Source organism: Noviherbaspirillum denitrificans (genome assembly GCF_002211445.1).
Taxonomy (GTDB): domain Bacteria; phylum Pseudomonadota; class Gammaproteobacteria; order Burkholderiales; family Burkholderiaceae_D; genus Noviherbaspirillum; species Noviherbaspirillum denitrificans.
Genome location: NZ_LSTO01000001.1, coordinates 2,627,770 through 2,635,365, shown reverse-complemented (window position 1 = coordinate 2,635,365; position 7,596 = coordinate 2,627,770). Strand labels below are relative to the sequence as shown.

The 7,596-nt window shown below is 63.7% G+C and carries 5 protein-coding genes; 2 read left to right on the top strand and 3 right to left on the bottom strand.

The features are described 5' to 3' along the window. The 3 genes from AYR66_RS30405 to AYR66_RS12830 form a co-directional block, all read right to left on the bottom strand. Window positions 1–1,387: methyl-accepting chemotaxis protein (locus AYR66_RS30405; RefSeq protein WP_206047161.1), on the bottom strand; the 1,387-nt coding region annotated here is incomplete at its 3' end. 155 nt (window positions 1,388–1,542) lie between these two features. Then, complete coding sequence (locus AYR66_RS12835) at window positions 1,543–2,898, bottom strand: 8-oxoguanine deaminase (protein ID WP_088707795.1); 1,356 nt, start codon at window positions 2,896–2,898, stop codon at window positions 1,543–1,545. Between the two features lie 42 nt (window positions 2,899–2,940). Beyond that, window positions 2,941–4,695: an allantoate amidohydrolase gene (locus tag AYR66_RS12830; RefSeq protein ID WP_088707794.1), complete on the bottom strand. Its 1,755-nt coding sequence runs from the start codon at window positions 4,693–4,695 to the stop codon at window positions 2,941–2,943. Between the two features lie 373 nt (window positions 4,696–5,068). On the opposite strand from AYR66_RS12830, the gene AYR66_RS12825 reads away from it, so the two are divergent. Both AYR66_RS12825 and AYR66_RS12820 read left to right on the top strand, forming a co-directional pair. Next, window positions 5,069–5,815 (top strand): gluconate 2-dehydrogenase subunit 3 family protein, encoded by a 747-nt coding sequence (locus AYR66_RS12825; RefSeq protein WP_234814892.1) that lies wholly within the window; start codon window positions 5,069–5,071, stop codon window positions 5,813–5,815. A 2-nt stretch (window positions 5,816–5,817) separates the two neighbouring features. Continuing rightward, complete coding sequence (locus AYR66_RS12820; RefSeq protein ID WP_088707792.1) at window positions 5,818–7,587, top strand: GMC family oxidoreductase; 1,770 nt, start codon at window positions 5,818–5,820, stop codon at window positions 7,585–7,587. Window positions 7,588–7,596: the final 9 nt, after the last annotated feature.

Sequence of the window (7,596 nt, the reverse complement as noted above, 5' to 3'; positions counted from 1 at the left end):
GCTCCTCGCTGGCCGTGGTGATCTCCCCCATGATCTCCGCCACCTGCCGCACAGAGGCCACAATCCGCTCCATCGTCGTACCAGCTTCGTCGACCAGCCTGCCGCCGGCATCGATCTTGTCCACCGCGTCATGGATGAGTTCCTTGATTTCCCGCGCCGCCGTCGCCGAGCGCTGCGCAAGGCTGCGCACTTCCGCCGCAACCACGGCAAACCCGCGTCCCTGTTCGCCCGCGCGTGCCGCTTCGACCGCGGCGTTCAACGCGAGGATATTGGTCTGGAACGCAATGCCGTCGATGACGCCGATGATGTCGACGACCTTGCGCGAGCTTTCCTTGATCGAGCCCATCGTGCCGACCACCTGACTGACGACTTCGCCGCCCTTGAGCGCGAAGTCCGATGCGGACACCACCAGCTGGTTGGCCTGGCGGGCGTTGTCCGCGTTCTGTTTCACGGTCTGCGTCAGTTCCTCGATGGAGGATGCGGTTTCCTGCAGCGAGCTGGCCTGCGTCTCGGTACGCGCGGACAGGTCGGCATTGCCGGCGGCGATTTCGCGTGACGCGACATCGATGGTTTCGCTGCCTGCGCGCACCTGGCCGACCGTCTTCGCGAGGCTGTCGTTCATGTCCTTCAGCGCAGCGAACAGCTTGCCGGTTTCATTGGTGGTCCACACCTCGATCTTCTGGCTGAGGTCGCCCTGGGCGATGCGGCCCGCAACCGCCACCGCATCGGAGAGGGGCCGTGTCACGCTGCGGGTGACGCGCACACCGACCAGCACGGACAGCACGACCGCGATTGCGGCAAGGATGTTGAGCAGCAGGCCGGCCCGGTCGGAGTCATCGGTCGCATCCTTGCCTGCCTTGTCCATCAGGCCGCCGTGGTAGGCGATCATCGCGTCCAGCGCGATGAAGTAATCGACCTGCGGCTTCTGGAATGCGGACAGAAGCACCTCGCGCGCCTGCTCCTTCTGCCCGGCACGGAACAGCGCCAGCACCTGGTCACGCGCGGGGAGGTAGGCATTGCGGGCATCGGTCGCAGCTTGCAGGTGGCGCCTGCCTTCCTCGTCGGCGACGCTGCGCGCGAGCTTGCCGAAACTGTCGTCGATGATGCGGTCGGACTCGGTAATGGCGGACAGCAGCTTGGCGATCCTGGCTTCGTCGGAGACCAGGAGCAGGTCGCGCAGGTTGAGGCCGGTCTTGTTGACTTCGATCTGGATCACGTTGCCCAGCACCGTCTTCGGATAGCGGTCATCGACCATCAGGCCGATGCTGCCGTTGAGCTTGTCGACCTGGGTCTTTCCCAGGATGGTGATCGCGATCAGGATGGCGATCAGGATGCCGAAGCCCAGCGCAAGCCGCGACCCGACATTCATGTTGGATACTTTTTTCATCTGCTCCTCCTCTGGTTCTTGTGGATCACCGACCGGCGCGCGGGCGCGAGCCCGCCCGTGGCGCATGGGAGGCGCTTCTGTTTGTCCTGGATCGGTGGCGTTGCGAATGGAATGCGCGGTGGCAGCCGTCGCAACCCGGCTGCCGCGCGTTTGAATCAGTTGCCCATGATCTTCGCCGCGTGGCGTTGATGCTCTTCGATGACGAGCCCTGTCTCAACCGTGGTGCAGCGGCCGTCGCGGACGACCACGCGGCCATTGATGATGCTGGTGGCGACATTCGCCGGTGTGCAGAACACAAGCGCCGCGACCGGGTCGTGCAGCGCGCCCGCGAATCCGATCTGGCGCAGGTCGAACATCACGATGTCCGCCGACATGCCGGGCGCCAGCGCGCCGATGTCGTCACGGTTGAGTACCTTGGCACCGCCGAGCGTCGCCAGCTCCAATGCCTGGCGTGCGGTCATCGCATCCGGTCCGAAGCCGACGCGCTGCAGCAGCATCGCCTGCCGCGCCTCGCCCAGCATGTGGCCGGAATCGTTGGAGGCGGAGCCGTCGACGCCGAGGCCGACTGGCACGCCGGCGTCGAGCATGCGGCGCACCGGGGCAATGCCGGATGCCAGCCGCATGTTGGAACAGGGGCAGTGTGCAACGCCGGTATGCGAGCGGGCAAACAGGGCGATGCCATGTTCGTCCAGCTGCACGCAGTGCGCGTGCCATACGTCATGGCCGATCCAGCCGCAATCCTCGGCGTACTGCGCGGGCGTCATGTTGAATTGCTCGCGGCTGTAATCGATGTCGGTCTTGCTCTCGGCCAGGTGGGTGTGCAGCGAGACGCCGTAGTGGCGGGCGAGCGCGGCGGATTCGCGCATGAGGTCGCGCGACACCGAGAATGGGGAGCAGGGCGCGGCCACCACGCGCAGCATCGCGTGGCGCGACGGATCGTGCCATGTTTCGATGAGGCGCTGCGTGTCCTTCAGGATTGCTGCTTCATCCTCAACCAACATGTCCGGCGGCAGGCCGCCCTGCGATTCGCCCAAGCTCATGGACCCGCGCGCCGCATGGAAGCGCATGCCGATGCGTTGCGCGGCTTCGATGCTGTCTTCCAGGCGGCAGCCGTTGGGATACAGGTAGAGGTGGTCGCTGGTGGTGGTGCAGCCGGACAGCATCAGTTCCGACATCGCGGTCATCGTCGCGGCACGCAGCATGTCGGGAGTCAGGCGCGACCAGATCGGGTAGAGATTCTGCAGCCAGTTGAACAGCTCGCCGTCCTGCGCCGCGGGGACGGCGCGCGTCAGGCTCTGGAACATGTGGTGGTGGGTGTTGACCAGGCCCGGCAGCACGACGTGGTGGCGGGCGTCGATGACCTCATCTGCTTCAGCTGGCAGGTCGGCGGTGGGGCCGACCTGTTCGATCACGTTGCCGCGCACGAAGACGGCGCCGTCGGCGATCTCGCGGCGTGTGCCGTCCATGGTGACGAGGACGCGGGCGTTGCGGATGAGGAGGGTCTTTGTCATGGGCGGCCGTTTTGTGATGGGTTTCGCTTCGCTCTACCCACCCTACTTGACTTTGAAGTTCCGCAGGAAGTCGAGGAAGATTTGTGCCGAGATTTCTGCGTCGTCCGCCGTCATCGTTTCCAGCGGATTATGGCTGATGCCGCCGTTGCCGCAGCGTGTGAACAGCATCGCGACGTCGGTGACCGCGGCGATCGCCATCGCATCATGGCCGGCGCCGGAGGTCAGGCGGAAGGGCGCGATGCCGGCGCGTTCGGTCGCTGCAGCGAGCTGTTCCATCAGCCACGGCGCGCAGGGTACGGCAGGGGCGCTGACCAGCAGGTCGATACGGAATTCGATGTTGCGGCGAGCGCAGATGGCTTCGATCTCGCGCAGGATGTCGTCGCGTGCGGCATCGCGGGTGGCGTCGTCGGCGGCGCGGATGTCGAGCGACAGCTTGCAGGCGCCGGGAACGACGTTCACCGAACCGTGCGGCACGTTGAGCTGGCCGACGGTGCCGACCAGCGACGGCGCCTGCGCGCAGCGCTGCTCGACGAACAGGATGATTTCGGCCGCTGCGGCTGCCGCGTCCTTGCGCATGTGCATCGGCGTCGTTCCCGCATGGCTGGCGACACCGGTGAGCTCCACCAGGTAGCGGCAGCTGCCGGCGATGGAGGTGACGATGCCGGCCGGCAGTCCGCGTTCGAGCAGCACCGGACCCTGTTCGATATGCACTTCGACGAAACCGAGCAGGTCTTCGGGACGGCGTGCAATGCGCGGGATCTCGTCCGGGTTGTGACCTGCATCCAGCAGTGCAGCGCGCATGGAGATGCCGTCGGCATCCAGCTTGTCGAGCAGCTTCATGTCGAAGCGCCCGGCAATCGCATTGCTGCCGAGGAAGGTGCTCTTGTAGCGCACGCCTTCTTCCTCCGAGAAGCCGACGATCTCGAGGTGGAAGGGCAGCTTCTCACCGCGCGCGTGCAGGTGCTTCACGACAGCGATCGGCAGCAGGATGCCTTCGCGGCCGTCGTACTTGCCGCCGTTGCACACGGTGTCGTAGTGTGAGCCGGTCATCAGTGTCTTTGCATCCGGCCGGTCGGACAGGTAACGGCCGACCACGTTGCCGACCGCATCGATATGCACCTCCATGCCGGCTTCGCGCATCCAGGTGGCCAGCTGCACCGCCGTCTTGCGGTGGGCCATTGTCATGTAGGCGCAGGTCAGGCCGTCGTCGTCGTCGCTCCAGGCGCCGATGGTTTCGGCCCATTCCATGATGGTGTTGCCGAGTGCGGGTGTATAGCCGAACAGGTCGTTCAGGCGCAGTTCGGCGATGCGGTGGATCTGGCGCAGGTCTTCCACCAGTTCGTCGGCGCGGCAGTTCTTCAGGCGGCGGGTGAAGGTGGCGATGATCTGCTGGCGGGTGAAACCCTTGCCGGTCGGGCCCTTCACCGCGACGATGAAGGGGAAGCCGAACTTGGCGTTGTAGTCCGCGTTCAGTTTCTGCAGCGTGGCGAATTCCTCCGGGCTGCAATTGTTGAGGCCGGCCTTGGCCTGTTCGCCCGTCGATTCCTTTGTCAGCTGGCCGGCGATCGCGGCCTTGCCTGCAAGCTCGGGGTGGGCGCGAATCAGGCCGAGCTGTTCTTCTTCGGTTGCATGATCGACCTCCGCCTGCAGGGCCTGCTTGAGGGCGGTCAGGTTGGCAAACGGTCGCTTGGCCGCCGCGCGTTCCGGGATCCAGGGCGAATGTTCGTAGATGCCGGACAGGATACGCACGAATTCGGTGGCGTCGCATGCATTGAGCTGCTGCAGGGTGATCGTCATTTCTTGTTGGTTCGGGTGGTTTGTAGAGGGATCAGTCACGCTTCACCCTGAGTCAGGTCGGGTTGTTGATGCTCGATAGTAAATCGCCGGTGTGGCGGCAGTATATGGAGCGGCAGATATGCGAATTCATCCTGCCGATATACAGCACGCATCGATTATGCGCGCGGAATGATTTTCGTGGGAAGCACATGCATCAAAGGTGTCACGGGGAATGGTTGTCAGTGGAGCGGATGCACCGGCCGTCACGTTTCCATGCCGTCCCTCCATCTTCCGTATGGATTTCGCGCCGCGCCTGTGGATATTTTGCCGCGACTCCGAAGTCCTAGCAAAAGTACGGTGATCCCGGACCTCTTCTTCAAGAGCGAGCACAGCCATGGAAAAAATCTCACGCAGGTCCTTCCTGAGGATGGCCGGTGCGGCGGCCGCGGCGACTGCTGCCAGCACGCATGCGATGAGGGATGCAAGTGCGGCAGCGGCGCCGCCCGTCTATGTCTTCTTCAATCCTGAAGAAGCGGCTTTCATCGAAGCCGCGGTGGAACGCCTGATTCCCGCCGATGAAAACGGACCGGGCGCACTGGAGGCAGGCGTCCCTTCATTCATCGACAAGCAGCTCAGCGGTGCGTGGGGTGCCGGCGAACGCCTGTATCGGAGCGGCCCGTGGCACGAGGGTGCGCCGACCCAGGGATACCAACTCCCGTTTACGCCCGCCGAATTGTTTCGCCATGCACTGCGCGGCATCCGTGATGATTTCCGGCAGCGAGGCAGCCAGCCGTTCGGCAAGCTCGCCGCACAGGAACAGGATGCTTACCTCAAGTCCCTGGAAACCGGAAAGCTCGAACTGGACGGCGTACCGTCCAAGGTGTTCTTCGAGTCGCTGCTTTCCATGACGATCGAAGGCTTTTTTAGCGATCCGGTTTATGGCGGCAACAAGGACATGGTGTCCTGGAGAATGATCGGCTTCCCCGGCGCGTATGCGAATTACTACCACACGGTGGACCAGCATGGCATGCAGTTCACGCGCGCGCCCATGAGCCTGTCCGAGACCGGCCGCGGCGTCATTCATATCCATCCCGACATCCCTGCCGGCCAGCATGCACCGCCCGTCAAAAAAGGAAAATGAACATGGTCACGCAATTGCCCGAAACCGATGCCGTCCTCCTTGGGGTCGGGCTGGTGGGCACGATCCTCGGACGCGAACTGACGCGTGCGGGCCTGAAAGTGGTAGGACTGGAGCGGGGCGAGCCGCGTTTCACAGTGCCCGATTTCCAGGGGCCGGCGATGCACGACGAATTGCGCTACTCGATCCGCAAGGCGCTGATGCAGGACAACACCCGGGAAACCCTCACCTTCCGCAACACCAGCAAGGAAACGGCATTGCCCATCCGGCGCTGGGCCAGCTTCTTGCCGGGAACAGGCCTGGGCGGTGCGGCCGTGCACTGGAACGGACAGACTTACCGTTTCCAGGACTCCGATTTCAGGATGCGCAGCCGTACGCAGGAGCGCTATGGGAAGAACTTCCTCCCGGATGACGTCACGATACAGGATTGGGATGTGGGCGGTGCCGAGCTGGAGCCCTATTTCGATCGCTTCGAATACCTGCTCGGCGTCAGCGGCAAGGCCGGCAACCTGAAAGGCCAGAAGATTGCAGGCGGCAATGTGTTCGAGGACCCGCGTTCGCGCGACTACCCGACGCCGCCGATGAAGGAGCCGTACGGCTCGGCGCTGTTCCGCAAGGCCGCCGACAAGCTCGGCTACCATCCTTTCCCGCAGCCTTCGTCCAATCTCAGCCAGCCGTACACCAATCCGGAAGGCATGACGATGAATGCGTGCATGTTCTGCGGATTCTGCGAGCGCTACGGTTGCGAGCATTACGCCAAGGCTTCGCCGCAGACGGTGCTGCTGCCAGTCCTGCTCAAGGACAAGAATTTCACATTGCGTACAAATACGCAGGTATTGCGCATCAACCTCGACAACACCGGCAAGCGCGCGACCGGCGTCACCTATGTGGACGCCAGCGGGCGCGAATTCGTGCAGCCGGCGCGGCTGGTGATCGTCGGCGCTTTCGCCCTGAACAATGTGCGGTTGCTGTTGCTGTCGAAGATCGGCACGCCCTACGACCCGCAGACCGGCAAGGGCACGGTCGGACGCAACTATGCCTACCAGACCACGAGCGCGGTGGAGGTGTTCTACGACGAGAAAACCAACATCAATCCCTTCATGCGTTCGGGCGCAAACGGAACGGTCATCGCCGATTTCGTCAGCGACAATTTCGACCATGGTCCGCACGGCTTCGTCGGCGGCGCCTACATCGGCGAGATCATGACGAACGGCAGGCCGATCGAATTCCATCCGACACCGGTCGGCACGCCGGCGTGGGGCGCGGAGTGGAAGAAGGCGGTGGTGCGGCATTACAACCATACCGCGGTGCTCAATGTCCACGGCAGCTCGGTGGCGACGCGCCAGAATTACCTCGACCTCGATCCGACCTATCGCGACGCGTGGGGATTGCCGCTGTTGCGCATGACATTTGAATTCCCGGACAACGACATCAGGATGTCGGCCTTCGTCACCGGGAAGGCGATGGACATCGGCCGCGCCATGGGCGGGCAGCGGGTGGACGGCGGGCCGCGCAAGCCGCCCTATACGATCACGCAATACCAGACCACCCACAATACCGGCGGGACGATCATGGGAGCCGATCCTTCCACCAGCGTGGTCAACCGCTATCTGCAGAGCTGGGATGTGCCCAATGTGTTCGTGATCGGTGCCTCAAATTTCCCGCAGAACGCGTCATACAACCCGACCGATACGGTCGGCGCACTGGCTTACTGGGCCGCCGATGCCATCGTTCGCCAGTACCTGAAACAACCCGGACCGCTGGTGCATCCATGAACACACGGC

Bases quoted from the DNA above. Each gene is read 5' to 3' on its own strand.
- AYR66_RS12835 (WP_088707795.1), bottom strand. From the start codon at position 2,898: ATGACAAAGACCCTCCTCATCCGCAACGCCCGCGTCCTCGTCACCATG.
- AYR66_RS12830 (WP_088707794.1), bottom strand. From the start codon at position 4,695: ATGACGATCACCCTGCAGCAGCTCAATGCATGCGACGCCACCGAATTC.
- AYR66_RS12825 (WP_234814892.1), top strand. From the start codon at position 5,069: ATGGAAAAAATCTCACGCAGGTCCTTCCTGAGGATGGCCGGTGCGGCG.
- AYR66_RS12820 (WP_088707792.1), top strand. From the start codon at position 5,818: ATGGTCACGCAATTGCCCGAAACCGATGCCGTCCTCCTTGGGGTCGGG.